The sequence below is a fragment of the Pseudomonas sp. xss_2 genome (assembly GCF_043104195.1).
Taxonomy (GTDB): domain Bacteria; phylum Pseudomonadota; class Gammaproteobacteria; order Pseudomonadales; family Pseudomonadaceae; genus Aquipseudomonas; species Aquipseudomonas urmiensis.
Genome location: NZ_JBICKL010000059.1, coordinates 15577 through 39451, shown reverse-complemented (window position 1 = coordinate 39451; position 23875 = coordinate 15577). Strand labels below are relative to the sequence as shown.

Annotated in this window: 24 protein-coding genes and 1 tRNA gene; 5 read left to right on the top strand and 20 right to left on the bottom strand. The window is 61.7% G+C overall.

Annotated elements, in window-relative coordinates; translation table 11 throughout:
* Positions 1 to 156 precede the first annotated feature (156 nt).
* Together ACF8K2_RS14605 and ACF8K2_RS14600 are read left to right on the top strand one after the other, a co-directional pair.
* The gene (locus tag ACF8K2_RS14605) at positions 157 to 1353 is read left to right on the top strand and encodes an amino acid aminotransferase (RefSeq protein WP_392465517.1); all 1197 of its coding nucleotides are present in this window, start codon (positions 157 to 159) and stop codon (positions 1351 to 1353) included.
* Positions 1354 to 1418: 65 nt separating this feature from the next.
* A tRNA-Asn gene (locus ACF8K2_RS14600) sits at positions 1419 to 1494 on the top strand.
* A 63-nt stretch (positions 1495 to 1557) separates the two neighbouring features.
* On the opposite strand, the gene ACF8K2_RS14595 is transcribed toward ACF8K2_RS14600, so the two are convergent.
* From ACF8K2_RS14595 to ACF8K2_RS14575, 5 genes are all read right to left on the bottom strand, one after another.
* Complete coding sequence (locus tag ACF8K2_RS14595; RefSeq protein WP_392465514.1) at positions 1558 to 1971, bottom strand: cupin domain-containing protein; 414 nt, start codon at positions 1969 to 1971, stop codon at positions 1558 to 1560.
* Positions 1972 to 2080: 109 nt separating this feature from the next.
* Positions 2081 to 2641 carry a DUF1285 domain-containing protein gene (locus ACF8K2_RS14590; RefSeq protein WP_392465511.1) on the bottom strand — a complete coding sequence of 187 codons (561 nt, stop codon included), beginning with the start codon at positions 2639 to 2641 and terminating at the stop codon, positions 2081 to 2083.
* A 12-nt stretch (positions 2642 to 2653) separates the two neighbouring features.
* The gene (locus tag ACF8K2_RS14585; protein WP_186556859.1) at positions 2654 to 3259 is read right to left on the bottom strand and encodes a DUF4823 domain-containing protein; all 606 of its coding nucleotides are present in this window, start codon (positions 3257 to 3259) and stop codon (positions 2654 to 2656) included.
* A gap of 66 nt (positions 3260 to 3325) precedes the next feature.
* Positions 3326 to 4294, bottom strand: coding sequence for a GTP 3',8-cyclase MoaA (locus ACF8K2_RS14580; protein ID WP_392465507.1), 969 nt, complete (start codon positions 4292 to 4294; stop codon positions 3326 to 3328).
* 106 nt (positions 4295 to 4400) lie between these two features.
* A complete protein-coding gene (locus ACF8K2_RS14575) occupies positions 4401 to 5036 on the bottom strand; it encodes a TetR/AcrR family transcriptional regulator (protein WP_186556865.1) in 636 nt (211 codons plus the stop codon).
* Positions 5037 to 5108: 72 nt separating this feature from the next.
* Between ACF8K2_RS14575 and ACF8K2_RS14570 the strand changes: the two genes are divergently transcribed.
* On the top strand, positions 5109 to 6242 hold the full coding sequence (locus ACF8K2_RS14570; RefSeq protein ID WP_312152484.1) for an aminotransferase class V-fold PLP-dependent enzyme: 1134 nt from the start codon (positions 5109 to 5111) through the stop codon (positions 6240 to 6242).
* 333 nt (positions 6243 to 6575) lie between these two features.
* Here ACF8K2_RS14570 and ACF8K2_RS14565 read toward each other — a convergent pair whose 3' ends face one another.
* The 12 genes from ACF8K2_RS14565 to ACF8K2_RS14510 all read right to left on the bottom strand — a co-directional run bounded on the left by ACF8K2_RS14565 (position 6576) and on the right by ACF8K2_RS14510 (position 16464).
* Positions 6576 to 7358 (bottom strand): TatD family hydrolase, encoded by a 783-nt coding sequence (locus ACF8K2_RS14565; protein WP_186556869.1) that lies wholly within the window; start codon positions 7356 to 7358, stop codon positions 6576 to 6578.
* 35 nt (positions 7359 to 7393) lie between these two features.
* Positions 7394 to 8380, bottom strand: a complete 987-nt coding sequence (locus tag ACF8K2_RS14560) for a DNA polymerase III subunit delta' (RefSeq protein ID WP_392465504.1) — start codon at positions 8378 to 8380, stop codon at positions 7394 to 7396.
* Entirely contained in the window at positions 8373 to 9005 is a 633-nt protein-coding gene (tmk, locus tag ACF8K2_RS14555) for a dTMP kinase (protein ID WP_368972583.1), read from the bottom strand. Before tmk ends, ACF8K2_RS14560 begins: the two co-directional genes overlap by 8 nt.
* A 9-nt stretch (positions 9006 to 9014) precedes the next feature.
* Complete coding sequence (gene mltG, locus ACF8K2_RS14550) at positions 9015 to 10220, bottom strand: endolytic transglycosylase MltG (RefSeq protein ID WP_186556904.1); 1206 nt, start codon at positions 10218 to 10220, stop codon at positions 9015 to 9017.
* 3 nt (positions 10221 to 10223) lie between these two features.
* Entirely contained in the window at positions 10224 to 11045 is an 822-nt protein-coding gene (pabC, locus tag ACF8K2_RS14545) for an aminodeoxychorismate lyase (RefSeq protein WP_392465498.1), read from the bottom strand.
* Positions 11045 to 12289: a beta-ketoacyl-ACP synthase II gene (gene fabF, locus ACF8K2_RS14540; protein WP_392465495.1), complete on the bottom strand. Its 1245-nt coding sequence runs from the start codon at positions 12287 to 12289 to the stop codon at positions 11045 to 11047. Before fabF ends, pabC begins: the two co-directional genes overlap by 1 nt.
* A gap of 163 nt (positions 12290 to 12452) precedes the next feature.
* On the bottom strand, positions 12453 to 12689 hold the full coding sequence (gene acpP, locus ACF8K2_RS14535) for an acyl carrier protein (RefSeq protein ID WP_008096410.1): 237 nt from the start codon (positions 12687 to 12689) through the stop codon (positions 12453 to 12455).
* Between the two features lie 214 nt (positions 12690 to 12903).
* Positions 12904 to 13644: a 3-oxoacyl-ACP reductase FabG gene (fabG, locus tag ACF8K2_RS14530; RefSeq protein ID WP_186556909.1), complete on the bottom strand. Its 741-nt coding sequence runs from the start codon at positions 13642 to 13644 to the stop codon at positions 12904 to 12906.
* A 16-nt stretch (positions 13645 to 13660) separates the two neighbouring features.
* Complete coding sequence (gene fabD / locus ACF8K2_RS14525; protein WP_392465491.1) at positions 13661 to 14599, bottom strand: ACP S-malonyltransferase; 939 nt, start codon at positions 14597 to 14599, stop codon at positions 13661 to 13663.
* A 127-nt stretch (positions 14600 to 14726) separates the two neighbouring features.
* Positions 14727 to 15737 (bottom strand): phosphate acyltransferase PlsX, encoded by a 1011-nt coding sequence (gene plsX, locus ACF8K2_RS14520; protein ID WP_186556913.1) that lies wholly within the window; start codon positions 15735 to 15737, stop codon positions 14727 to 14729.
* A gap of 3 nt (positions 15738 to 15740) precedes the next feature.
* A complete protein-coding gene (gene rpmF, locus ACF8K2_RS14515; RefSeq protein ID WP_008096416.1) occupies positions 15741 to 15923 on the bottom strand; it encodes a 50S ribosomal protein L32 in 183 nt (60 codons plus the stop codon).
* 13 nt (positions 15924 to 15936) lie between these two features.
* Positions 15937 to 16464, bottom strand: coding sequence for a YceD family protein (locus tag ACF8K2_RS14510; RefSeq protein WP_186556915.1), 528 nt, complete (start codon positions 16462 to 16464; stop codon positions 15937 to 15939).
* A 95-nt stretch (positions 16465 to 16559) separates the two neighbouring features.
* Here ACF8K2_RS14510 and ACF8K2_RS14505 point away from each other — a divergent pair, with 95 nt between their 5' ends.
* Positions 16560 to 17138, top strand: coding sequence for a Maf family protein (locus ACF8K2_RS14505; protein ID WP_392465482.1), 579 nt, complete (start codon positions 16560 to 16562; stop codon positions 17136 to 17138).
* A 38-nt stretch (positions 17139 to 17176) separates the two neighbouring features.
* Here ACF8K2_RS14505 and sppA read toward each other — a convergent pair whose 3' ends face one another.
* From sppA to rluC, 3 genes are read right to left on the bottom strand one after another with little or no spacing between them, the layout of a single operon-like run.
* Positions 17177 to 18166, bottom strand: a complete 990-nt coding sequence (gene sppA / locus ACF8K2_RS14500) for a signal peptide peptidase SppA (RefSeq protein ID WP_264236949.1) — start codon at positions 18164 to 18166, stop codon at positions 17177 to 17179.
* A gap of 2 nt (positions 18167 to 18168) precedes the next feature.
* Positions 18169 to 18849 (bottom strand): HAD family hydrolase, encoded by a 681-nt coding sequence (locus ACF8K2_RS14495; protein ID WP_392465479.1) that lies wholly within the window; start codon positions 18847 to 18849, stop codon positions 18169 to 18171.
* Between the two features lie 6 nt (positions 18850 to 18855).
* A complete protein-coding gene (rluC, locus tag ACF8K2_RS14490; protein WP_186556922.1) occupies positions 18856 to 19812 on the bottom strand; it encodes a 23S rRNA pseudouridine(955/2504/2580) synthase RluC in 957 nt (318 codons plus the stop codon).
* 753 nt (positions 19813 to 20565) lie between these two features.
* Here rluC and rne point away from each other — a divergent pair.
* The gene (gene rne / locus ACF8K2_RS14485) at positions 20566 to 23823 is read left to right on the top strand and encodes a ribonuclease E (protein ID WP_392465476.1); all 3258 of its coding nucleotides are present in this window, start codon (positions 20566 to 20568) and stop codon (positions 23821 to 23823) included.
* The last annotated feature ends 52 nt before the right edge of the window (positions 23824 to 23875 follow it).

Genomic DNA, 23875 nt, shown 5'->3' with positions numbered 1-23875 from the left:
TTGAAAAAAATTCGGCAAAAACGCCGGAAAAGCTGCGCCAGACTGTCGCAGTGACCGATGGGTATCACTATACTGACTCCCCGTTTGTGCACCGCTTCAGTGCATTCGGCTGGAGCGTGCGCGTCCTATCACACTCCATTCAGAGCCAAGGTAACAATGAGCCTGTTTTCCGCTGTCGAGCTGGCACCCCGCGACCCTATCCTGGGCCTCAACGAAGCTTTCAACACCGACCCACGTACCGACAAGGTCAACCTGGGTGTGGGCGTTTACAGCAATGAGGAAGGCCGTATCCCGCTGCTGCGCGCGGTAATCGAAGCCGAAACCCAGCGTGCCGCCCAGCATGCCTCGCGCGGCTACTTGCCGATCGACGGTATCGCCACCTACGACCAGGCCGTGCAGAAACTGCTATTCGGCGCCGAGTCGCCGCTGCTGGCCGCAGGCCGTGTAGTGACCGTGCAGGCAGTAGGCGGTACCGGTGCTCTGAAGATTGGCGCCGACTTCCTCAAGCGCCTGTCACCCAACGCCGTCGTCGCCATCAGCGATCCAAGCTGGGAGAACCATCGCGCGCTGTTCGAGACCGCTGGCTTCCCAGTGCAGAACTACCGCTACTACGATGCGCCAAGCCACGACGTCAACCGTTCCGGCATGCTCGAAGACCTGAACAACCTGCCAGCGGGCTCGATCATCGTCCTGCACGCGTGCTGCCATAACCCGACCGGCGTCGACCTGAGCCTGGACGACTGGAAAAACGTCCTGGAAGTGGTCAAGGCCAAAGGTCACGTGCCATTCCTCGACATGGCCTACCAGGGCTTTGGTGACGGCATCGCCGAAGACGCCTTCGCCGTGCGCCTGTTCGCCGAATCCGGCCTGGACTTCTTCGTTTCCAGCTCGTTCTCCAAGTCGTTCTCGCTGTATGGCGAGCGCGTCGGTGCGCTGTCGATCGTCACCGCGTCGAAAGACGAAAGCAGCCGCGTGCTGTCGCAGGTCAAGCGGGTGATTCGCACCACCTACTCCAACCCGCCAACCCACGGCGCAACCATCGTTGCCACCGTGCTGAACAGCCCTGAGCTGCGTCAGATGTGGGAAGCGGAGCTGGGCGAAATGCGCGAGCGCATCCACGGCATGCGCAAGCAGATGGTCGAGTTGCTGAGCCAGTACGGCGCGAAAACCGACTTCAGCTTCGTCGGTCGCCAGCGCGGCATGTTCTCCTACTCGGGCCTGACCGCCGAGCAGGTAGCGCGCCTGAAGGATCAGTTCGGCATCTATGCTTTGGATACCGGCCGCATCTGTGTGGCAGCGCTGAACCAAAGCAATATCCACGTGGTCACCAAGGCCATCGTAGAAGTGCTGTAACTGCTTGATTGTTAAGGGGGATCAGGCTTGACTTCCCCTTTTCAATCAGTAAGATAGCCGCAGATTCCGCGATAGCTCAGTCGGTAGAGCAAATGACTGTTAATCATTGGGTCCCTGGTTCGAGTCCAGGTCGCGGAGCCAAATATTGAAAACCTCCAGATGCGCAAGCACTGGAGGTTTTTTCATTTCTGTCGCGAGCTTGGATTACTTCAGCGGCTCGGTGACGGGCTTGCCTTGATCGACCAGGCTCCACACCAGCAGCTTGGCCGGCTGGCTCGCACTGGCATTGCGCGAAACGCTGTGCACGGTCCCTGGCGCTTCGTACCAGTATTGCCCCGCCTTGTAGGTTTTTTCCTGCTCATCGTTCAGCTTGGACACCACCGCGCCCTCCAACACGTAGGCCATGACTGCGCCCGGATGCTGGTGCGCAGGCGAGGCCTCGCCTGGGGCGTAGCTGACGGTAAGCATCACCGCTTTCTTACCAGGGGCGTTTGTCGGCAGTTGTTCTTGCAGGACCTTGACCTGGTCATGGCGCTCGCCATGAGCCCAGGCGGCAGGTTGCGAGGTAACCAGGCCTATAGCCATGAGCAAGGCGAGCGACGGGTGCGCGGGTTTCATCGGGGCATCTCCTGAGTGGGCAACTGCCTGCAGGTTATGCCCAGGGAGTGCAGCGACAAATGGCCAATTCAGAGAAAAAACGGGAGGCCGCCAGTGAAACAGTTCGATATCAGTCAACACGCCCAATCGGGTAAAACTGGCCGTGGCTCCATACCCCAAGCCACTCTTGGCCATCGATTCCACGCGGCACCGCCAGCTCCACCAACTGATAGAACACATTGCGGTGAATCAGCGCTTCGAGGTTGGTGCGCATGAGAATGTAGGGCGATGGCTCCTGGGTCGCAGGATCGACCTGCACCCGCAGCGGATGATCGACACCCGCCTCGGCCTGGTCGTCGACATTGCTGGTAAAGCGCAGGACCTGCTGCTCGCCACTGCCCAGCACCTCCAGCGTCACCGCAACGAACGGCACGTCATCCACCTGGATGCCCACTTTCTCCACTGGAGTTACCAGGAAGTAAGCGTCGCCATCGCGGCGAATGATGGTGGAGAACAGGCGCACCATGGGTTTGCGGCCGATCGGCGTGCCTTGGTAGTACCAGGTGCCATCACGGACGATGCGCATGTCGATGTCGCCGCAGAAATCCGGATTCCACAGATGCACCGGCGCCGGCCCTTTCGCCTTGGGGATCTGCGCCAGCAGATCATTGGCCTTGGCGGAATCGGTCATCACCCTCTCCTATCAGCGGCTCATGCCTAACAGGCTACGAGCGTACTCGCGCATGGGGGCAGCGAGCAAATCCTGCGGGGCGTTGTCGTGGAACGTCAACAAACCGCCACGGCTCTTGATGCGGGCAGTGTCGACCAGATAGCGAGTGCTGGTCTCGATCAACATCAGCTGGACCACGCCGGTATCCCAACCAAGGCGATCCACTGCCTGCTCGTCATACCATTGATCGCCATTGCCGATGCGGTCATCGGTGCGAGCGAAGCGGGTGTACAACACATAGTGCGCGCCCACCGAGCGCGCCTCGGCAATCGCCTCTTCCAAGCCAAGTGGGCCTTGGGCGCGACGCACCAGCGGGAAGTATTCGACGAAGCTCTTGAAGGCCTCTTCGGCCACCACATTCTGCCCTGGCACTGGGCCCTTGCCGGGTGGCACGAATGCGCCCTGGCCAATGAAGATGAATGAGTCGGGCTGCAAACGAATCGACAGGTTACGCTGGGTATCACTGTGGTCGAGCAACCCCGCATCGCTCATGTGATAACGGACACCCTCGCCCATATCGCTGACATTCATGCAGCCGCCCAACGCCATCAGCGCCAGCAGCAAGACCAGGCTACGCATCTTTCCTCCAGAAACCGGTGACGAAAAACCGGCGAATAGCCGCCAGATGCAGCTTTTGCGCCAGAGTCAGCCGCCGATCACCTTCATCACCGTCACACCCCCGGAAAACGCCATGTCCTGCTTGTCTGCCAGGGCCTTGACCAGCAAGCGCTGCAGCGCCGGCAGCGCTTGATGGCGCGGCTTGTCGAGCAGATCGCCGATGAAATGACGATTGCCCGAGGACAGACAGCCATGCAGCCAGCCAGTGGAGGACAAGCGCAGGCGCGAGCAGGTACGGCAGAACGGCACGCTCTCGTTGGCGATCACTCCAAAATGGCCCCTGCCCGGGATCTGGTAGCGCAAGGCAGTGGCATCCAGGGCGGCACTGGCCTGCTGGTAGTCATACGCCTGGCCAATCAGCGCCAGCAGCTGCTCCAGACTGACAAATTGCTGCAAGAAGGCATTGCCGTCACGCGCCAGGTGCCCCATGCGCATCAGCTCGATGAAACGCAGCTCGTAACCCTGAGCCAGGCAGTATTCGAGCAACGGCAGCACCTGATCCAGGTTCTGCCCGCGCATGGGCACCATGTTGACCTTGATGCTCATGCCCGCCGCACGCGCCTGGGCCATGCCATCGAGAACACTGGCCAGATCACCACCACGGGCAATCTGGCGGAAAGCGCCAGCATCCAAGGTGTCGAGGGAGACGTTCAAGCGGCGGATACCCGCCGCGCGCAGCAGCGGCAACTTGCGCGTAAGCAGCTGACCATTGGTGGTCAGCGAGACATCCTGCAGGCCCAGCCCGGCCAGTGAATCCAGGAAGGCGTCCAGCCTGGGGCTGATCAGCGGCTCACCGCCGGTGATGCGCAGCCGCTCGATGCCTGCCGCCTCCACCAGATAGGCCACGCCGCGGGCCAGTGCTTGGCCGCTAAGTTCATCCTGCGCCGCCACCAGGCGCTTGCCGTCGGGCACACAATAGGTACAGGCGTAATTGCAGGCAGCCGTAAGACTGACCCGCAGGTTGCGAAAGCGCCTGCCTTGACGATCGACGATCATGGATGACTCCGACATGGAAGAATGGGGCGTGCAAAACCTGACTCATAAATCAGGTTTTTGCAAGCCTCCCTATCGGAGCGCGCCGGACGGATGCCGGCAAAGGCCTTCAGCTGGCCGGTTCTGGGTCGCGCTTACGCTTGTTGCCCATCCGCACACCGATGTCCATCAGGAACTGGAAGAAGCCTTCCTGATCTTCCAGGACATTGCTCCAGAACGGCGAGTGATACAGCGCCACGGCGCCGTGGACCAAGGCCCAGGCGGCGCAGTAATGGAAGTACGGCGGTACGTCTTCAAGCTTGCCTTCGCTGATGCGGCCCTTGATCAGCTGGGTCAGGCGGTCGAAGTTGGACGCGCGGATGCGGTGCAACTCCTCGACCATTTCCGGCACCTGGTTGCCCTTGACCACCTTTTCTTCCAGACGGTCGAACAAACGGTAGCGCTGCGGATCACGCATGCGAAACTCGAAATAGGCACGCGACAGGGCCTCTTTGTCGCGGTCGACATCGGCCGAATGCAACAAGCCGTTCAAATCGCGCTCGTAATCGAGCATCAGGCGCAGGTAGATCTCTGCCTTGGATTTGAAGTGCTTGTAGATCGTGCCTTTGCCGATACCCACGGCGTCGGCGATCATCTCGACGGTGACGCTGTCTTCACCCTGTTCGAGGAACAGCCTGAGGGCGGTATCGAGGATCTCTTGTTCGCGGCGGCGAAACTCACGGACCTTACGAGGTTCTTTCTGCATAGGAAGGACTGGTTGACAATCGAAGCCGATTATTATGCCTAACTTGCAGGAAATTGCACGGATCATCCAACCATGTCTATGTTTCACGATGAGTTCGAGCAGGCCCCGGGCCTGTGCTATCTGAACCATGCTGCCGTGGCGCCGTGGCCTAGACGCAGTGCCGATGCGGTGGCGCGCTTCGCCCGCGACAACGTTTGCCTAGGGGCCAGCGAGTACCCGCAGTGGCTGGCTACCGAGCGGCGCTTGCGCCAGCGCCTGGCGCGGATGATCAATGCCCCAAGCTCAGGCGATATCGCGCTGGTGAAGAATACTTCCGAGGCGCTCTCGCTGGTGGCATTCGGCCTCGACTGGCAGGTGGGCGATCAGGTGGTGATCAGCGACGAAGAGTTCCCTTCCAACCGAATCGTCTGGCAAGCCCTGGCCGATCAGGGCGTGCAGGTGATTCAGGTAAGCCTCGCTGGCGACGAGCCAGAAACGGCGCTGCTGGCCGCTTGCACTGAGCACACCCGCCTGCTGGCGGTCAGCGCGGTACAGTTCGCCAGCGGCTTGCGCCTGGACTTGGCCCGCCTGGGCCAGGCTTGCCAGCTACGTGGCGTGCTGTTCTGCGTCGATGCCATCCAGCAGATCGGCGCCCTGCCCTTCGATGTACAGCATTATCAATGCGACTTTGCCATGGCTGATGGCCATAAATGGATGCTCGGGCCTGAGGGGCTCGGGGTGTTCTACTGCCGCGCGGCGCTGCGACCACGCCTCAAGCTGCACGCCTATGGCTGGCACATGCTGGAACATCTAGGCGATTTCGAGCGTGAACACTGGCAAATTGCCCGCAGCGCACGTCGGTTCGAGTGCGGCAGCCCGAACATGCTCGGTGCCTGTGCGCTGGACGCTAGCCTGTCGCTGCTTGAGGAAGTGGGCATGGACAGCGTTGCACAGCAGCTACAGCGGCGCGTCGAGCAATTGCTCGAGGGGCTTTCGGCTATCCCAGGGGTAATGTTGCTTAGCCCGCGTGAGCCAGAACGCCGGGGCGGCATCGTGACGTTCGCTATTGACGGGCATGACAGTGGCTGGGTTTTCCAGCAGATGAGCGAGCAACGCGTGATCTGTGCAAAACGCGGCGGCGGTGTGCGCTTATCACCGCACTTCTACACCTCAGAGTGGATCATCGACGAAACACTTCGACATATTCGGCGAATTGCCATGCACTGAATGCGCTATGGATCCCGCACGTATTCCAAATCTGTTTAAAAAACGACCAGCTGTCGCTGGCACTGCGCCAAACCTGACCAATACTTGAAGTGTTGGCGCGGCGCATCCCCCCAAGTGGCGCGCCGATAAAGGTGCTCAGGGACCGCGTACCTTTGTTTTACTCCTAATGGTCTTAACCCGGATTCCCCCCCCAGAACCCGGGTTTTTTTTGGGCTGTTTAAAGGGAGGATGGGCAGGTGCTGCTGTGAAGTGTTTGGTCTGGCCTCATCGCGGGCAAGCCCGCTCCTACAGGGTTAGCGATAACCGTTCGACCCGCGATAACGGCTGCAGGAATCACGCAACCCGGGCTAACGGGAACAACCGCTTGAAGTTGCCCGTGGTCTGCTCAGCCAACTGCTCATAGCTGACACCGCGCAGCGAGGCGATGTACTCAGCCACTTCACGCACGTACTGCGGCAGATTCGGCTTGCCGCGGTGGGGAATCGGCGCCAGATAGGGCGAATCGGTTTCCACCAGCAGACGATCAGCCGGCACCTGGCGAGCCACCTCACGCAGGGCATCGGCATTGCGGAAGGTGACGATGCCGGACAACGAGATGTAGTAACCCAGGTCCAACGCGGCCTTGGCCATCTCCCAGTCTTCGGTGAAGCAGTGCAGCACGCCGGCTTGCGGCAGATTGACCTCGCGCAGCAATGCCAAGGTGTCAGCCCGTGCCGCGCGGGTGTGGACGATCACCGGCTTGCCGGTCTGGCGCGACGCTTCCAGGTGCAGGCGGAAAGACGCCTGCTGCAACTCAGCGGCCTCAGGCTCGTAGTGATAATCCAGGCCAGTTTCGCCGATCGCCACTACGTGCGGGTGCGCCAGCTCCTTGAGCAACCAGTCAAGCGCAGGCGTCTCGCCCGGCGCCAGATCGAGCGGATGGATTCCCACCGAACAATCGACGTCGGCATATTGCTCACTGAGCGCCTTCACTGCCCCAGCGTTATCAGCGCTGACACCAATGCACAGAAAGTGGCCCACGCCGCGCTCACGGGCAGCTTGCAGGGCGGCATCGAGCGAGCCCTGATGGGCGCTGAGGTCAAGACGGTCGAGGTGGCAATGGGAATCTACGAGCATGGGAGCACGACACACAAAAAGAAATCTAAGAAAAATTACCGGGCGCCGGGCAATTGGACCCAATGGGCCAGCAAGGCTTCCAGCAACAGCACACGATTGAGGTTGGCCTTGCCCAGCACCTTCTGGCGCTGTTCAAGGATCCACGCCTGGACCTCCAGGACCTTGCCCTGCCGGCTCTTCTGCGCCAGGTACTGCACCACCTTGCGCATATCAGCCAAGCCTAACCCCTCCTCGTCCTGGGTCAATTGATAACGCAGGATCAACTGCGACCAATCGAAGAACCAGTCGAACAGTTGCAGCAGCGGCACGGTGTTCCACGCCTCGGCCAGCTGGCTGGGGGACTGTTGCTGCTTGAGCAGCTTCTTTACCCCATCAGTGACCAGTGCACGCTGATCGCGTACACCCTGCGCTTGTAGGCTGACCGCCATCAGCGGTGAACCGGCCGCCAGGGTCAGCAGCTCTTCGCGCTCGGTCTCGTCACTGTCGGGCAAAGCGCTGGCCAGCCAGGCCTGGCTCTGGGCCAGGCTTGGTTGCGGGCAGGTGACCTGCTGGCAGCGGCTCTTGATGGTTGGCAACAAGCGACTGGGTTGGTGGCTGACCAGCAGCAACACGGTATCGCCAGAGGGCTCTTCCAGGCTTTTCAGCAAAGCGTTGGAGGCGTTGATATTCATCGCCTCCACCGGCTCGATCAAGATCACCTTGCGCCCGCCCAACTGCGCCGTTTGCACGACGAACGCCACCAACTCACGGACCTGATCAACCTTGATCGGCTTATCGGCCTCTTCCGGCTCGAGGATGAAGTTGTCCGGGTGGCTACCGGCCTTGAGCAGTAGGCACGACTTGCACTGGCCACAGGCATCAAGCCCCTGCGGTTGCTGGCACAGCAAACGCGCCATCAGCCGCTCGGCCAGGGCGCGTTTGCCAATACCTTGCGGCCCATGCAGCAGATAGGCATGGGCGTGCTGGCTACGACCGGCCAACTGCTGCCAGATCGACTGCTGCCAGGGGTAGGCCTCAGCCACGGCAACGCTCCAGGATGCCCGGCAGCAAACCGTCGATGGCCCGCTGCACAGCGTCCAGGGACTGGCCAGCATCGACAATGCTGTAACGCTGTGGCTCACCTTTGGCGCGCTCAAGATAGGCCTGACGCACCGCTTCGAAGAACGCTTGGCCCTCTTGCTCGAAGCGGTCCAGGCGACCGCGCGCAGCAGCCCGTGCCAAGCCGACCTCAATCGGCAGATCGAAGACCAGGGTCAGGTCCGGACGTAGCTCGCCCTGAACGAAGTTTTCCAGAATGGCGATGCGCTCCACCGGCAGGCCACGCCCACCGCCTTGGTAGGCGTAGGTGGCATCGGTGAAGCGATCGCACAACACCACCGCGCCGCGCGCCAGGGCCGGCCGGATCACCTGGGCCAGGTGCTGGGCACGGGCAGCGAACATCAGCAGCAGCTCAGTATCAGCCGCCATGCACTCGTCACTGGGCGCCAGCAGTAGCTCGCGGATCTGCTCGGCCACGGGCGTACCACCAGGCTCACGGGTCAGCACCACGTCCAGCCCCTGCTCGCGCAGACGCTGCGCCAGGTATTCGCGGTTGGTGCTCTTGCCCGCGCCTTCGGGGCCTTCCAGGGTAATAAACAAGCCGCTCACGGGCAGTCCTTAATGTTGTTCGTCAGGTACCGGCGCATCGGCTGGCACAGGGTCGGTAGCAGGGGCGTCGGCCTCGGGCGCCGGGTTATCGCCTGGCGCTTGGTTGGCGTCGGCCGGCGCTTCACCGTTCTCAGCAGGCGCCTGGCTTGGCGCTACGCCCCCTTCTACCCCTGGCTGGGCCTGTGGCGCGGGGCTGGAGCGGTAGTCGGCGCGGCGCTTGAGTTGGTACTCGCGCACTGCGGTGTTGTGATCGTCGAGGTCGTCGGAGAACACATGGCTGCCGTCGCCACGGGCGACGAAGTACAGGCTGGTGCCATTGGACGGATTCAACGCGGCATGGATCGCCTCACGCCCGACCATGGCGATCGGCGTCGGCGGCAGGCCGCTGATGGTGTAGGTGTTGTAGGGCGTCGGCTCACGCAGGTCGGCACGGGTAATCCTGCCGTTGTAACGCTCACCCATGCCGTAGATCACCGTCGGATCGGTCTGCAGCATCATGCCCAGGCGCAGACGGCGCACGAATACCCCGGCGATCTGCCCACGTTCCTGCGGTATGCCGGTTTCCTTTTCCACCAGCGAGGCCATGATCAGCGCCTGGTAAGGGTCGCGGTACGGTAGGTCGCTGACCCGCTCAGCCCACTCTTTGGCCAGCACCTCTTCCAGGCGCATGTAGGCCTGCTGGAGCAATTCGACATCGCTCATGCCGCGCACGAAGCGATAGGTGTCAGGGAAGAAGCGCCCCTCGGGGAACACGCCGGTATGGCCAAGCTTGTCCATCACCTCAGCGTCGGACAACCCTTCGAGGGTGTGCTTGATCTTTTCGTGCTTGGCCACGGCGGCGCGGACCTGGCGGAAGGTCCAGCCCTCGACCAGGGTCAGATTGTACTGCACCACATCACCCCGACGCCAAGCGTCGAACAGCTGTTCCACGGTCATGCCTGGGGTCAGGCGGTATTCACCGGTATGCAGCGGCGTGCCGGCCATATTGAAGCGCCAATACAGGCGCAGCCAGACCGCGTCGTCCAGCAGCCCTTCGCTTTGCATGCGATAGAACATACGGTTGGGCGTGGTGCCGTTGGGTACGTCGAGCATGCGTTCTTGCTCAACGTGCAGCGGCTGCTCCAGGACCGAATGGACCTTCCAGGCCGACCAGCCCAATGCCAGGCCGGCAAGGATAAGGCCCATTTCCAGCAGCAGCAGGAATTTGCGTCTCACGAATCAGGTATCCAGTAGCGTACGGGCAACGGCCTGCAGTTTACGGGTGAGCGGCCCCGGCGGCCAGTCGAGCGTGTGTGCAGGGCACTCACGCACGGGCCAAATTCCATACACGCTGTTGCAAACGAAGACTTCGTCGGCCTGCTCCAGGTCCGCCAGCTCAAGGTCTCGCACCTCAAACGGGATACCCAGCACTGACGCCTGCTGCAGCAACGCTGCGCGCATCACTCCAGCCACGCCGCAACGACTCAGGTCGGCAGTCAGCAAGACGCCATCGCGAACCAGAAACAGATTGCTGTAGACGCCTTCGATCAGCCGCCCTTGGGTATCACGCATCAGCCCTTCGGCATGCTCGGCGTCCTGCCATTCGGCACGGGCCAGCACCTGCTCAAGGCGATTGAGATGTTTGAGCCCGGCCAACAGCGGTTGTTCCGCCAGACGCGTCTGACAGGCGAACAGGCGCACGCCTCGCTCGGCATTGGCGGCGGGATAAGCTGGCAGCGGGCTGCCTTGCACAATGCGTCGCGCCGGTGATCCGGCAGCAGGCCCATAGCCGCGCAGGCCGTCGCCGCGGGTGAGGATAAGCTTGGCCACGCCATCGCCAAGCTGGCTGGCGTAACGCGTCAGTTCATCGCGAATCAGGGGGAAATCGGCTTCGATCGCCAGGCGCTGGCAACCCAACGCCAGGCGTTCGAGATGCAGCTCCAGCAAGCTCGGCCTACCGGAGTGCACGGCAATGGTCTCGAACAGACCATCGCCGTAGGCCAGTCCACGATTGTGCAGATTCACCGCAGTCGCAGGCTGACCGTCGATCCAGCTGTGCATCAGTCGGCGAACCGGCGGAATACCAGCGAACCGTTGGTTCCACCAAAGCCGAACGAGTTGGACAGCACCACATCGATCGGCATGCTGCGAGCTTGATGCGGCACGAAGTCCAGGTCGCAACCTTCGTCCGGCTCATCCAGGTTGATGGTCGGCGGCGCCATCTGGCTGTTGATCGCCAGGACGCTGAAGATCGCCTCCACCGCACCCGCCGCACCGAGCAAGTGGCCGGTCATCGACTTGGTCGAGCTGACTGCCAGCTTGTAGGCGTGCTCGCCGAATACGCGCTTGATCGCGGCCACTTCAGCGATGTCGCCGGCAGGGGTCGAGGTGCCGTGGGCGTTGATGTAGCTGACCTGCTCAGGCTGGATGCCGGCATCGCGCAAGGCGTTGGCCATGCAGCGGGCAGCGCCTTCACCCGAATCAGGTGGCGAGGTCATGTGGTAGGCGTCACCGCTCATGCCGAAACCAACCAGCTCGGCATAAATGGTCGCACCACGCGCCTTGGCGTGCTCGAGCTCTTCGAGCACCAGCGCACCGGCACCGTCGGAGAGTACGAAGCCATCCCGACCCTTGTCCCACGGACGGCTGGCCCGGGTCGGCTCGTCATTGCGCGTCGACAGCGCACGCGAGGCGCCAAAGCCACCCATGCCCAGGCCACACGCGGCCATCTCGGCACCGCCGGCGATCATCACGTCAGCTTCGCCGTAGGCAATGTTGCGCGCGGCCATGCCGATGCAATGGGTGCCGGTGGTACAAGCCGTGGCAATGGCGTAGTTCAGCCCTTGCAGACCCAGATGGATCGACAGGAAGCCGGAAATCATATTGATGATCGAACCTGGCACGAAGAACGGCGAAATGCGCCGCGGGCCCTGCTCGTGCAGGGTCCGGCTGGTTTCTTCGATATTGGTCAGACCGCCAATGCCCGAGCCCATGGCCACGCCAATGCGCTCGCGGTTGGCATCGGTGATGTCCAGCCCGGCGTTGCGCACTGCCTGAAAGCCCGCTGCCAAGCCGTACTGAATGAACAGGTCAAGCTTGCGTGCTTCCTTGGCCGACAGGTACTGCTCGACTTCGAAGCCCTTGACCGAGCCGCCAAAACGGGTTGAGTAAGCGGTCAGGTCCGTGTGTTCGATCGGACCGATGCCACTGCGGCCAGCCAGAATGCCCTGCCAGGTGCTCGGTACATCGGTACCCAGTGGCGACAGCATACCCATACCGGTGACCACGACGCGTCTACGCGACACAGTACTCTCCTCATTTTCTAATAACAGAGTCTCTTGCCATTGCATCCAGGACTCGGAATGCAATGGCAACAAACTCTTGATTCACGGTTCTCGCAAAGAAAAAACCGCACGCCAGCAAAGGCAGTGCGGTTTTTCCCGACAAGAAGCGTCGACTACAAACGTCTTAGGCCTTGTGGCTGTTGACGTAGTCGATGGCAGCTTGAACGGTAGTGATCTTCTCGGCTTCTTCGTCAGGGATTTCGGTCTCGAATTCCTCTTCCAGAGCCATCACCAGCTCAACGGTGTCAAGCGAATCGGCACCCAGGTCATCGACGAAGGACTTCTCGTTGGTCACTTCCTCTTCCTTGACGCCCAGTTGCTCGGCGACGATTTTCTTGACGCGTTCTTCGATGGTGCTCATACCTAGTTTTCACTCCTAATGGACATATGTCAGGCAGCTGGCCGGTGACCAAGTTTATAGCAAGACGTTTGCTTTTCAAGCGGAACGCGCCCTGCCATACCCCATTGAATAGTCACCCAACCCTCTGTCCGGAATCTGGTTGCAGCTTTATAACGGATTTTAGGCTCGGAGTATGACTCTTTTTTGAACCAATCCGTCACATTGAGTTGCGGTGTTACATGTACATCCCGCCGTTCACCGGCACGGTAGCGCCAGTGACGTAGGCTGCGCCGTCGGATGCCAGGAAGGCCACCACTTTGGCGATTTCATCAGCCTGACCCAGGCGGCCCAGCGGAATCTGGGTTTGCAGCGCTTCACGCTGCGCTTCGGGCAATTCACGGGTCATGTCGGTATCGATGAAGCCAGGAGTGACCGAGTTGACGGTGATATTGCGCGAACCCACTTCACGCGCCAGGGCGCGGCTGAAGCCTTCCAGGCCTGCCTTGGCGGCGGCGTAGTTTACCTGACCGACGTTGCCCATGGCACCCACAACCGAACCGATGCTGATGATACGACCCCAGCGCGCCTTGGTCATGCCACGCAGCACGCCCTTGGACAAGCGGTACAAGCTGTTGAGGTTGGTGTCGACCACGTCGAACCACTCGTCGTCTTTCATCCGCAGCATCAGGTTGTCGCGGGTGATGCCGGCGTTGTTGACCAGGATCGCGGTAGCGCCGAACTGCTCCTGAATGGCCGCAAGAACGGCGGTGACCGACTCTTCGCTGGTCACGTTCAGCTCCATGCCGGTACCGGTGATGCCGTGCTCCTTGAGGGTGGCGGCGATGCGCTCTGCGCCCGAGGCCGAGGTCGCGGTACCGATCACGGTCGCGCCCTGGCGGCCCAGTTCGAGGGCGATAGCCTGGCCGATGCCTCGGCTCGCGCCGGTGACCAGTGCAACTTTACCTTGCAGGCTCATGCAAGCTTCTCCAAATTCAGGCCAGCGCCGCACGGGTGGCGGCGACGGCGTCAGGGGTATTGAGGTTGTAGGTGGTCACGCCGTCAGCGCAACGCTTGTTCAGGCCAGCCAGGACCTTGCCCGGGCCGCACTCGACCAGGTTGACCGCGCCGTTGGCAGCCAGGGTCTGCACACACTCGACCCAGCGCACTGGCTTGTACAGCTGCTCGAGCAGGTCGCGCTTGAGCGCATCGAGATCAGCGGCGATGCCAGCGGTAACGTTCTGTACTACCGGGATCTGCGGGGCTTTCCAGTCGATGGCGTTGACGTGCTCGGCGAAACGCTCGGCGGCCGGCTTCATCAGGGCACAGTGCGACGGTACGCTGACCGCCAGTGGCAGGGCGCGCTTGGCACCGGCCTCTTTGCACAGCTCCATGGCACGATCGACCGCAGCCTTGTTGCCGGCAATCACAACCTGGCCCGGCGAGTTGAAGTTCACCGCGCTGACCACTTCATCTTCAGCCGCCTTGGCGCAGATCTCGACTACCACGGCATCGTCCAGGCCAAGGATCGCGGCCATGGCACCGTGACCGGACGGCACGGCTTCCTGCATCAACTGACCGCGACGCTCGACCAGGCGAACGGCGTCTTTCAGCGACAGGCTGCCAGCGGCGACCAGCGCGCTGTACTCGCCCAGGCTGTGACCTGCGACGAAGGCAGGTTGTGCGCCGCCCTCTTCCAGCCACAAGCGCCACAAGGCGATGGACGCGGTGAGGATCGCCGGCTGGGTCTTGTCGGTTTGATTGAGTTGTTCTTCCGGGCCTTCCTGAACCAGCTTCCACAGGTCGTAACCCAGAGCCTCGGAGGCCTCCTTGAAGGTCTCGATGATCACCGGCTTTTCGGCGCCGAGTTCAGCAAGCATGCCCAGCGACTGGGAACCTTGGCCGGGAAAGACGAATGCGAGGGATGCAGACATTGAACAAGCCCTTATGATCTTGTCGTCGGATAGGGTGCGCCGAGCCTAAGGCTGGACGCGCAATCTGAAAACTTGGATGAAAACGAAAACCAAGCGGTCACATTTAACCACTTCATGGCGATTATGCCTAAGGCAGCAAGTCCTCCAGGCGACCATGCAAGCGCTGCGGCAGGTTTTCCTGGATCTCGATCAGCGCGCGCTGGATTGCGCTCTGCAAGCCCTCGACGCCCGCCGAGCCATGGCTTTTGATGACGATACCCTGCAAGCCGAGAAAGCTCGCGCCATTGTGCCGCGCTGGAGCCAAATCGGCCTGCAGACGCTTGAGCAGCGGCAAGGCCATGGCGCCGACAGCTCGGGCGAACACGCCACCCTTGAACAGCGCCTCGATGCGCGCACTGATCATGGTCGCCAGGCCTTCGCTGGACTTGAGCAGAATATTGCCGACAAAACCGTCGCACACCACCACGTCAGCCTCACCCCGGTACAGGCCGTCACCTTCGACGAAACCTATGTAGTTAAGGCCGCGGGCATTCTGCAACAGCGTGGCAGCCAGCTTGACCTGCTGGTTGCCCTTGATGTCTTCGGTGCCAATATTGAGCAACGCCACGCGCGGGCGATGAATGCCCAGCGCCTGGGCCGCGACCGAGCCCATCACCGCGAACTGGAAGAGGTTCTCGGCGCTGCAATCGACATTAGCGCCCAGGTCGAGCAACTGGCAGAAGCCTGACTGGGTCGGAATCGCCGCCACCATCGCCGGCCGGTCGATACCCGGCAGGGTCTTGAGCACGAAACGCGACAAGGCCATCAGCGCACCGGTATTGCCGGCACTCACGCAGGCCTGCGCCTTGCCATCACGCACTAATTCGAGGGCGACGCGCATCGACGAGTCAGGCTTACCGCGCAATGCCTGAGAAGGCCGCTCGTCCATGCCCACCACTTCGCTGGCGGCCACGATTTGCAGGCGCGCGCGATCCGCAGCCGAGAGGCCACTGACAAGATCTTCAAGAAGGGAGGGTTGACCGACGAGGGTCAGGTGTAGCGAGGGAGTAGCCGAGAGGCAAGCGATACTTGCCTGGACAATGCTGCGGGGACCGAAGTCCCCGCCCATTGCGTCGATCGCGATGATCTGAGCGGACAAGATTTACTCGTCAGCGCCCTTGTCGATCACTTTGCGACCACGGTATACGCCTTCTGGCGATACGTGGTGGCGCAGGTGTACTTCACCGGTGCTTTTCTCTACCGACAGCGCGTTTTCCGACAAGGCGTCGTGCGAACGGCGCATGTCACGGGCAGAGCGGGATTTTTTGTTCTGCTGAACAGCCATAATTGATTAACTCCTAAACGTTTGGGTCACGCTTTAACTGCGCCAAGACACTGAACGGGTTGGACCGCGTTACCTCGTCCTTGCTCGATTCGGGCTCGTCTGCGCCCGCCGGCTGCTGGCATTCTTCCGGATGATGAGCAGGCACGATGGGCAAGGCGAGCAAAAGCTCTTCCTCGATCAGCGCCTGCAGATCCAAAGGATCTTCGCCCAGTTCCAGCACGTCATAGCCTTTCGGCAACGACTGGGTATTCGCACCCTCCTTCACCACAGCGTAGGAACACTCGCTGTGAATCGGCAGGGTGACCAGCTCAAGACAACGCTGGCAAACCATTTTGACTTCGACGTCGAGCTCACTGTGGATAACCACAGCGTTCTGTTCGTCTCGTTCAAAATCGAACTTCGCCTGCACCGTACCGACATTGTCGGAAAGCGGGTCGCAGAGTCTTTCCAAATCAGCGAGTTGCAGCGAACCTTGGAGGGTTACGCCACGATCGGCTAATTTGCGCGGGTCAACGTGAGGTGGAATCGGGTCATTCAACATAGGCGCAGCATTCTAGGGATGCCCCCCGCCCCTGTCAAAGGAAATTCGGCGGCATCTGACATGTTAGAATCGGATGATCTGCCCAGGAGTCTACCATGCTTCCCCTGTTACTGGCTTCCAGCTCCCCTTACCGGCGCGAACTGCTCGAGCGCCTGCGCCTGCCCTTTACCTGGGCAAGCCCCGATATAGACGAGCAGCGCCTGGATGACGAGCCGGCTGTCGAACTGGTTCGACGCCTGGCCCAACAGAAAGCCGAGGCACTCGCGCACAGCCACCCTGATCATCTGATCATTGGCTCTGACCAGGTTGCCGTGCTGGGCGAACAGATCCTTGGCAAGCCGCATACCTTCGATCGGGCGTGCGAGCAGCTGCTTGCGGCGAGCGGACAGCACGTTACCTTCCTCACCGGCCTGGCGCTATACAACAGCCAGACAGGCCAGTGCCAGGTCGACTGCGTGCCATTTACCGTTGCGATGCGTGAACTGGACCGGGGGCGCGTTGAGCGCTACCTGAGGACCGAGCAGCCGTTTGACTGTGCTGGCAGCTTTAAAGCGGAAGGGTTGGGCGTGAGCCTGTTTCAGAGCACCCATGGCTGCGATGCGACCAGCCTGATCGGGCTGCCACTGATTCGGCTGGTGGATATGCTGCTTAAGGAGGGCGTGCAGATTCCTTGAGAATTTTGGGGGCGCTTTGCCCCCAGACTCGTTCAACCTTAACGCAGGGTCGGCCCCTGGAACCCCATCCACATGGCCAAATGCTCAGCCACGCTGGCGCCAATGCGCTTGGAGAAACGATCGAACGGCGATTCCTGGACAGTGAAATCGACCAGGTTCTTCTCACCGACAATATCCCGTGCCACATAGCTGGCACTACCCAGACCATCCACCAACCCAAGCGCCTTGGCCTGCTCACCCGACCAGATCAGGCCGCTGAACAGCTCTGGATGCTCTTTGTCCTTCAGGCGCTCGCCGCGACCCTGCTTGACCATGGCAATGAACTGCTGATGGGTCGTGTTGAGCACACCTTGCCAGAACTCGGTCTCTTCAGGCTTGGCTGGCGAGAACGGATCAAGAAACGCCTTGTGCTCACCGGCGGTGTAGGTACGACGCTCCACCCCGAGCTTGTCCATAGTGCCGACAAAGCCATAGCCCGCTGCGGTCACGCCGATCGAACCGACCAGGCTCGCCTTGTCGGCGTAGATCTCGTCCGCCGCACTGGCGATGTAATACGCACCCGAAGCCCCCAGATCGGCGATCACCGCATACAACTTGATCTGCGGGTACTCGGCACGCAGGCGACGGATCTCGTCATACACATAACCGGACTGCACCGGGCTGCCGCCCGGGCTGTTGATGCGCATCACCACGGCCTTGGTCTTGGCGTCCTTGAACGCCTCACGCAGGCTCTTGACGATATTGTCGGCGCTGGCGGCCTCCTGGTCAGCAATGATGCCACGCACTTCGACCAACGCCGTATGGCTGTCGCTGCGCGAGGCAGTGCTATCCATGCTCATCAGCGGCGAGAACAGGAACAGGATGCCGAACAGATAGAGGAACGTCAGCAGCTTGAAGAAGATGCCCCACCGCCGCGCTCGGCGCTGCTCTTGCACACCGGCCAGCAGGGTCTTTTCCAGCAGCTTCCAGCTCTTGCGATCTTCGTCCTCGACCACCTCGGTCTTGGGCGCTTTCCACTCGTCAGCCATGCTCACCTACCTTGGAATTGAAGTTGCGCCGAACCGCTCAACCACTGGCGCAACTGGGAAAAATGATCAATACAGACCTGCGGACCGAATTCAGCCAGCGCCTGCAGCGACATCGCGCCGTAGCCCACCGCCACCGAATGCATCCCGGCATTGCTGGCCATCTGCAGATCGAACGCCGAATCTCCGACCATCAGCGCCTGCCCAGGTTCGACCTGGCAATGCGCGAGAATTTCTTCAAGCATCAGCGGATGAGGCTTGCCACGGGTTTCGTCGGCCGCCCGGGTGATGTCGAAAAATTGCTCCCAGCCATTGGCCTTGAGCACCCGATCCAGGCCGCGACGCGCCTTGCCGGTTGCCACCGCCAGACGATAGCCCTCGGCACGAAAGGCATCCAGCGACTCCAGCACGCCTTCGAACAGCGGCGAAGGCTGCTGATCGAGCGCCATGTAGACGTCAGCGTAGTGCTGACGGAACACCTCGACCTGGACCGGCTGAAGATGGGGATAGAGCACCGAGATCGCCTCGCTCAACGCCAGGCCAATGATGCCCTTTACCGCATCTTCGGCGCTTGGCGCCTCGCCTGCACGCTCGGCCGCCAGGTTCATGGCCAGGACAATCCGCCCGATCGAGTCGGCCAACGTGCCATCCCAATCGAAGATCAACAGCTCGTAGCGTTTACTCATCGACAATCAGCTCGCACTCAAGCGCTCCACGGTCTTGGCCCACATCTCATCGACCGGCGCCTCGATCTTCAGCTCGCCGCCATCGGGCAGCGGCACGGTCAGGGCATAGGCATGCAGGAACAGGCGCTTGCCCCCCAGCTCACGGATCTCGCGAGTGAAGTCCTCGTCACCGTACTTGCTGTCGCCGGCGATCATGTGCCCGGCATGCAGGGTGTGTACGCGGATCTGGTGCGTACGGCCGGTAATCGGCCGCGCCTCGACCATGGTGGCGAACTCACCAAAGCGGCGCAGCACGCGGAACAGGGTCAGCGCGTCCTTGCCTTCGTCATTGATTTCGACCATGCGCTCGCCCGAGCGCAGGTTGCTCTTTTGCAGCGGCGCATTGACCTGCTTCTTCGAGGTCGGCCAGTGACCGCGCACCAGCGCCATGTAACGCTTGTCGACACCATCACCGCGCAGGGCGGCATGCAGGTGGCGCAACATGCTACGTTTCTTGGCGATCATCAACAGGCCGGAAGTGTCGCGATCCAGGCGGTGAACCAGCTCCAGCTCCTTGGCATCCGGGCGCAGCTGACGCAGCGCCTCGATCACCCCAAAGCTCAGGCCGCTGCCGCCATGCACGGCGATACCGGCTGGCTTGTTGAGCACGATCAGCGCCTTGTCTTCATAGACAATCGCTGCCTCCAGGCGCTGCAACAGCGCCTGGGCGACCGGTACCGGCTCGTCGCGCTCAGGCAGTCGGACGGGCGGTACCCGCACGATGTCGCCGGCCTGGATCTTGTACTCAGGCTTGACTCGCCCCTTGTTGACCCGCACCTCACCCTTGCGCAGGATGCGGTAGACCAGGGTCTTGGGCACGCCCTTGAGGGCCGTGATAAGGAAATTGTCGATACGTTGGCCGGCAAGCTCCGGCGCGACTTCGATCAGCTGAACGCCGGAAGTCGGAGGGGTATTGGTCGTCATTGCTCGATCATAACAATTTTTTATGGAATTGAAGCACTTAATCATTACTGCTATAGTCGCGAACGCCGCCAAAAGCGGCAGGCCAGCGGCACCTGGCTCTACGCCGGGCCCTGACCATCGCAATTCTCGAGGACGCGAGGCCGTCCTACGGGGTTTTCGCCAGTTTACCGAAATGCCTGGAATCGCCACCAGCGCCGAGTAGAGAAGACCGAAAAAAAACGACAAGCGCGGTGTTTCACCTGCTTTCCCGCTTCTTTTCGCTGGACCTCTGCCCCGCCACCGTCGCTTCCGCGTCACACCCGGCGAATGCTTCGGAAATACCTGCCTTGGACATGAATGGCGTCAGCTTCTGAATCGAAGCTGGCGAAAAATGCAACCCGTTGCGGATTCAGCGCGCGGCAGCACCCGAATTTTCAGGGATACGTGCAGGGTGGAGATGTACAGCCTCCCGGATCGTGTAGCACGGCGTTCGGCCACCGGCCCTCTGTAATGGCCCGGCGAGCGAGCCTCGATGTTCTCCAGATGCCTACGGGCGTCCACGATTCACTGGCTGATTCCTCCTCCTGACTGAGTGCACTTGGCACCGCAGCAACAGGACGCGTCGTCGCGACCACGGCAGGCTGGGCAACCGGCTGGTGCCGAATGTCGCCGACACGGGGGTGGCTCGCTACCCTTTGCGCACCTTGGCACCGACCATGAGAAGTCGTGTGTGCCGAACGCCGTTTCCGGCAGCCCGGAAACCGACGGTACAACATGAAAAGAATGCTGATTAACGCAACTCAACCCGAAGAGTTGCGTGTAGCCCTGGTGGATGGCCAACGCCTCTACGACCTGGATATCGAATCCGGCGCCCGTGAGCAGAAAAAGGCCAACATCTACAAAGGCAAGATCACCCGGATCGAGCCCAGCCTCGAAGCCGCCTTCGTCGACTTCGGCTCCGACCGTCACGGCTTCCTGCCGCTGAAGGAAATCTCCCGCGAGTACTTCAAAAAGGCCCCTGAAGGCCGCGTCAACATCAAGGAAGTGCTCAGCGAAGGCCAGGAAGTCATCGTCCAGGTCGAGAAGGAAGAGCGCGGCAACAAAGGCGCCGCCCTGACCACCTTCATCAGCCTGGCTGGCCGCTACCTGGTACTGATGCCGAACAACCCCCGCGCAGGCGGTATTTCCCGTCGCATCGAAGGCGAAGAGCGCAACGAACTGCGCGAAGCCCTCAATGGCCTGACCGTGCCGGGCGACATGGGCCTGATCGTGCGCACTGCCGGCCTTGGTCGCAGCAGCGAAGAAATGCAGTGGGACCTGGACTACCTGCTGCAACTGTGGACCGCAATTAAAGAAGCCTCGCTGGACCGCACTGCGCCGTTCCTGATCTACCAGGAAAGCAACGTCATCATCCGCGCGATCCGCGACTACCTGCGCCAGGACATCGGCGAAGTGCTGATCGACAGCATCGATGCCCAGGAAGAAGCCCTGACCTTCATCCGCCAGGTGATGCCGCAGTACGCCAGCAAGGTCAAGCTGTACGAAGACAGCGTACCGCTGTTCAACCGTTTCCAGATCGAAAGCCAGATCGAGACCGCCTTCCAGCGCGTGGTCGACCTGCCTTCCGGCGGTTCGATCGTGATCGATCCGACCGAAGCCCTGGTGTCCATCGACATCAACTCGGCGCGCGCCACCAAAGGCAGCGACATCGAAGAAACCGCTCTGCAGACCAACCTGGAAGCGGCCGAGGAAATCGCCCGTCAATTGCGTCTGCGTGATATCGGCGGCCTGATCGTCATCGACTTCATCGACATGACCCCAGCCAAGAACCAGCGCGCCGTCGAAGAGCGTGTGCGCGAGTGCCTTGAAGCTGACCGCGCCCGCGTCCAGGTTGGCCGCATTTCGCGCTTCGGCCTGCTGGAAATGTCCCGTCAGCGCCTGCGCCCATCGCTGGGCGAGAGCAGCGGCATCGTCTGCCCACGCTGCTCGGGCACCGGTATCATCCGTGACGTCGAGTCGCTGTCGCTGGCAATCCTGCGCCTGATCGAAGAAGAAGCCCTGAAAGACCGCACTGCTGAAGTGCGTGCCCAAGTGCCAATCCCGGTGGCCGCGTTCTTGCTCAACGAGAAACGCAACTCGATCACCAAGATCGAACTGCGCACGCGCGCACGGATCATCATCCTGCCGAACGATCACCTGGAAACCCCGCACTTCGAAGTCCAGCGCCTGCGCGACGACAATCCGGACGTGCTGACCAACCAGTCCAGCTACGAAATCGCTGCCACCGAAACCGAGGAAGCGCCGCAACCGACCGCCGCCACTCGCACCCTGGTTCGCCAGGAAGCAGCGGTCAAGACGGCCCCGGCCCGCACCAACGCTCCGGTTCCTGCCGCCGCATCAGAACAGCCCGCCGCCCCTGCCGCAGCAGCTGCCAATGCGCCTGAGCCAAGCCTGTTCAAAGGCCTGGTCAAGTCGCTGGTCAGCCTGTTCGCCGGCAAGGACGAGCCTGTCGCTGCACCCGCTGCCACCACCGAGAAGCCTGCTACCGAGCGCCCACAGCGCAACGAAGAGCGGCGCAACGGTCGCCAGCAGAGCCGCAACCGCAACGGCCGCCGCGATGAAGACCGCAAGCCGCGCGAAGAACGTGCCGAGCGCGCCCCGCGCGAAGAGCGTCAACCGCGTGAGGAACGCGCCCCACGTGAAGAGCGAGCACCTCGCGAAGAACGCGCTCCACGCCAGGACCGCCGCGGTAACCGTGAGGAACGCCCAGTTCGCGAACTGCGCGAACCTCTGGACGCCGCACCGGCTGCCCGCGAAGAACGCGCTCCTCGTGAAGAGCGTGCACCTCGTGAGGAGCGCGCACCACGCGAAGAACGCGCCCCTCGTGAAGAGCGCGCACCACGCGAAGAACGCGCCCCTCGTGAAGAGCGCGCACCACGCGAAGAACGCGCCCCTCGTGAAGAGCGCGCACCGCGCGAAGAACGTGCTCCTCGTGAAGAGCGTGCACCGCGCGAAGAACGTGCTCCTCGTGAAGAGCGTGCACCGCGCGAAGAACGTGCTCCTCGTGAAGAGCGTGCACCGCGTGAAGAACGCGCTCCTCGTGAAGAACGCCAGCCGCGCGCTGCCGAACAAGCCGCCGAGCAGGCAGCGGAAATCGCCGACGAGCAACTGCCAAACGAAGAGCTGCTGCAGGACGATCAACTGGAAGGCGCCGATGGCGAGCGTCCACGTCGCCGCTCCCGTGGCCAGCGTCGTCGCAGCAACCGTCGCGAACGTCAGCGCAATGCCAATGGCGAGCTGATCGATGGCGATGAAGAAGCCACTGATGAGCAGCAGCCACAGCAGCACCAAGCGACCGAACTGGGTGCCGAACTGGCAGCTGGCCTGGCCGTCACCGCTGCCGTTGCCACCAGCAACATCAGCGCTGAAGCTGAGGCCCAGGCCAATCAACAGGCTGAAATCGCCACTGCCGAGGCCCCAGAGGCTGCGACAGGCGAAGTCATCGCCCTGCCATCTGAGCCTAACGCCCAGGTAGAACAAACCGTTGCCGCCGCACCTGTGGTCGAGCAGCCGTTCAGCGAGCCGGTAGCTGTGGTCGAGCCGAGCGCCGAGCCAGTTGTCGAAGTGGTGCCGCAAGCTGTGGTTGAAGCGCCTGTCGCTGAAGCTGCTGAGCCACAAGTTGCTGTCGAGACTGTAGCGATCGAAACTCCAGCGGTTGAATCGGGTGAAGCCGAGAAAGCGCCGGAAGTTGCCGAAGCTGCACCGGTCGCACCGGTCGAGGCGCCAGTAGCTGAGCAGCCTGCTCCGGCTGTCGAAGCCAAGCCTGAGGTTGTCGAGCCAGCACCGGTTGCCGCCGAACCTGCACCGGTAATGCTGCCTAACGGCCGCGCGCCAAACGACCCACGTGAAGTGCGTCGCCGCAAGCGTGAAGCCGAGGCCGCCGCTGCTGCCGCTGCCGCAGCACAGGCTGCTGAAGCTGCGCAACCTGAAGCCCTGGAAACAACCGAAGAGCAGAAGCCTCATCACGGTTGATTGCAACGGCTGAATGAAAAAGCCCCGCCAGTGTGAACTGGCGGGGCTTTTT

What these genes read in the sequence shown, in the direction of transcription:
- ACF8K2_RS14605 (WP_392465517.1), top strand. Translation starts at nt 157, where the DNA reads ATGAGCCTGTTTTCCGCTGTCGAGCTGGCACCCCGCGACCCTATCCTG.
- ACF8K2_RS14595 (WP_392465514.1), bottom strand. Translation starts at nt 1,971, where the DNA reads ATGAAACCCGCGCACCCGTCGCTCGCCTTGCTCATGGCTATAGGCCTG.
- ACF8K2_RS14590 (WP_392465511.1), bottom strand. Translation starts at nt 2,641, where the DNA reads ATGACCGATTCCGCCAAGGCCAATGATCTGCTGGCGCAGATCCCCAAG.
- ACF8K2_RS14585 (WP_186556859.1), bottom strand. Translation starts at nt 3,259, where the DNA reads ATGCGTAGCCTGGTCTTGCTGCTGGCGCTGATGGCGTTGGGCGGCTGC.
- ACF8K2_RS14580 (WP_392465507.1), bottom strand. Translation starts at nt 4,294, where the DNA reads ATGATCGTCGATCGTCAAGGCAGGCGCTTTCGCAACCTGCGGGTCAGT.
- ACF8K2_RS14575 (WP_186556865.1), bottom strand. Translation starts at nt 5,036, where the DNA reads ATGCAGAAAGAACCTCGTAAGGTCCGTGAGTTTCGCCGCCGCGAACAA.
- ACF8K2_RS14570 (WP_312152484.1), top strand. Translation starts at nt 5,109, where the DNA reads ATGTCTATGTTTCACGATGAGTTCGAGCAGGCCCCGGGCCTGTGCTAT.
- ACF8K2_RS14565 (WP_186556869.1), bottom strand. Translation starts at nt 7,358, where the DNA reads ATGCTCGTAGATTCCCATTGCCACCTCGACCGTCTTGACCTCAGCGCC.
- pabC (WP_392465498.1), bottom strand. Translation starts at nt 11,045, where the DNA reads ATGCACAGCTGGATCGACGGTCAGCCTGCGACTGCGGTGAATCTGCAC.
- acpP (WP_008096410.1), bottom strand. Translation starts at nt 12,689, where the DNA reads ATGAGCACCATCGAAGAACGCGTCAAGAAAATCGTCGCCGAGCAACTG.
- fabG (WP_186556909.1), bottom strand. Translation starts at nt 13,644, where the DNA reads ATGAGCCTGCAAGGTAAAGTTGCACTGGTCACCGGCGCGAGCCGAGGC.
- fabD (WP_392465491.1), bottom strand. Translation starts at nt 14,599, where the DNA reads ATGTCTGCATCCCTCGCATTCGTCTTTCCCGGCCAAGGTTCCCAGTCG.
- rpmF (WP_008096416.1), bottom strand. Translation starts at nt 15,923, where the DNA reads ATGGCTGTTCAGCAGAACAAAAAATCCCGCTCTGCCCGTGACATGCGC.
- ACF8K2_RS14510 (WP_186556915.1), bottom strand. Translation starts at nt 16,464, where the DNA reads ATGTTGAATGACCCGATTCCACCTCACGTTGACCCGCGCAAATTAGCC.
- ACF8K2_RS14505 (WP_392465482.1), top strand. Translation starts at nt 16,560, where the DNA reads ATGCTTCCCCTGTTACTGGCTTCCAGCTCCCCTTACCGGCGCGAACTG.
- sppA (WP_264236949.1), bottom strand. Translation starts at nt 18,166, where the DNA reads ATGGCTGACGAGTGGAAAGCGCCCAAGACCGAGGTGGTCGAGGACGAA.
- ACF8K2_RS14495 (WP_392465479.1), bottom strand. Translation starts at nt 18,849, where the DNA reads ATGAGTAAACGCTACGAGCTGTTGATCTTCGATTGGGATGGCACGTTG.
- rluC (WP_186556922.1), bottom strand. Translation starts at nt 19,812, where the DNA reads ATGACGACCAATACCCCTCCGACTTCCGGCGTTCAGCTGATCGAAGTC.
- rne (WP_392465476.1), top strand. Translation starts at nt 20,566, where the DNA reads ATGAAAAGAATGCTGATTAACGCAACTCAACCCGAAGAGTTGCGTGTA.